Source organism: Kitasatospora sp. NPDC001664 (assembly GCF_053596675.1).
Genome location: NZ_JBSFGS010000097.1, coordinates 1 through 1,340 on the forward strand (window position 1 = coordinate 1; position 1,340 = coordinate 1,340).

The following is a 1,340-nucleotide window of genomic DNA, read 5'->3' on the forward strand; positions in this document are numbered from 1 at the left end:
GCCGGCCGGCCGGGACCGGCCGGCTCCGGGCGAGGACTCGTGGGGATGCGGGAGCGCGCCGCGGCCTTCGGCGGGGTGCTGCGGGCGGGCCCGCTGCCGGGCGGCGGCTGGCAGGTCTCCGTCCGGCTGGAGCACGGGGGCGCGCCGTGAGCGTCCGGGTGCTGCTGGTGGACGACGAGGAGCTCCTCCGGCTGGCGTTCGGCATGATCCTGCGCGCCGAACCGGACATGGAGCCGGTCGGGGAGGCGGCCGACGGGCAGGCCGCGGTGGAGCTGGCGCGGCGGCTGCGGCCGGACGTGGTGCTGATGGACGTGCGGATGCCGGGCACCGACGGCATCGAGGCGACCCGGCAGCTGCTGCGCGAGGTGCCCGGGACGCGGGTGCTGGTGCTCACGACCTTCGACCTGGACGCGTACGCCTTCGACGCGCTGCGGGCCGGGGCGTCCGGCTTCCTGCTGAAGAACAGCCGGCCGCAGGAGTTGCTGGGGGCGATCCGCGACGTCGCCCGGGGGGACGCCGTGGTGTCCCCCCGGGTGACGCGGCGGCTGCTGGACCGCTTCGCACACCGGCTCCCCGTCGCCGGGCACGACGACGGGGGCCGGCCGGAGCGGCTGCGCGTACTGACCACGCGCGAGCGGGAGGTCCTGCTGGGCGTCGCCCGTGGCCTGACCAGCACGGAACTCGCCGCCGCCCTCGGTCTCGCCGAGCCCACGGTGAAGAAGCACCTCGGCCGGGTCATGGCCAAGCTGGACCTGCGGGACCGGGTACAGGCGGTGATCTTCGCGTACGAGTGCGGGCTGGTCGGACCGGGGTAGGCCCGGACGGCCGCCCCGTCGGGGCCGGCGGCCCTGCCGAACAGGGTGAACCGCCGCGCCTCAGCTGCCGATGACGGCGACGACGAGCCCGATGATCAGCAGCGTGGTGCTCGGGGACTTGTGGAATGCCTCGACCGTTCGCGGGCCCCCGGTCGGGGCTCTCCCTCCGGTGCGGCCCGGTCTCGTTCCCCGGGCGCCGTGCGGGTGGGTCAGCGCTTGCGGGCGATGCCGGACCAGTAGTAGGCGGCGCCGGGGTCGGCGGGCTCTGCGCCCTCGGGGCGCCAGCCCATGACGGGGACGACGCCCGGCTCGACGAGTTCCCAGTCGGCGAAGAACCGCGCGACCTGGTCGCGGGTCCGCGGCACCAGGGTCATCTCGCCCCTGGCCGCGGCCTTCACGATCGAGGCCATGGCGGCGGGGTCGAAGTCCAGCCCGGGGTGGGTGATGGCGACGTAGCTGCCGGGGGCCAGGGCGTCCATCAGCACGCGGGCCTTGGCCCAGGGGTCGTCCGCGTCGGCGACCAGC

Annotated in this window: 2 protein-coding genes and 1 pseudogene; 2 read left to right on the top strand and 1 reads right to left on the bottom strand. The window is 76.1% G+C overall.

Annotated features, from left to right (window positions below; genetic code table 11):
* Positions 1–150: pseudogene (locus tag ACWCYY_RS40835) on the top strand (sensor histidine kinase); the annotation flags it as partial.
* Positions 147–815 carry a response regulator transcription factor gene (locus ACWCYY_RS40840; protein WP_449798983.1) on the top strand — a complete coding sequence of 223 codons (669 nt, stop codon included), beginning with the start codon at positions 147–149 and terminating at the stop codon, positions 813–815. The pseudogene ACWCYY_RS40835 and the gene ACWCYY_RS40840, both read left to right, overlap by 4 nt.
* Before the next feature lie 209 nt (positions 816–1,024).
* Here ACWCYY_RS40840 and ACWCYY_RS40845 read toward each other — a convergent pair.
* The coding region (locus tag ACWCYY_RS40845; RefSeq protein ID WP_449798984.1) for an SAM-dependent methyltransferase at positions 1,025–1,340 on the bottom strand (316 nt) is incomplete at its 5' end.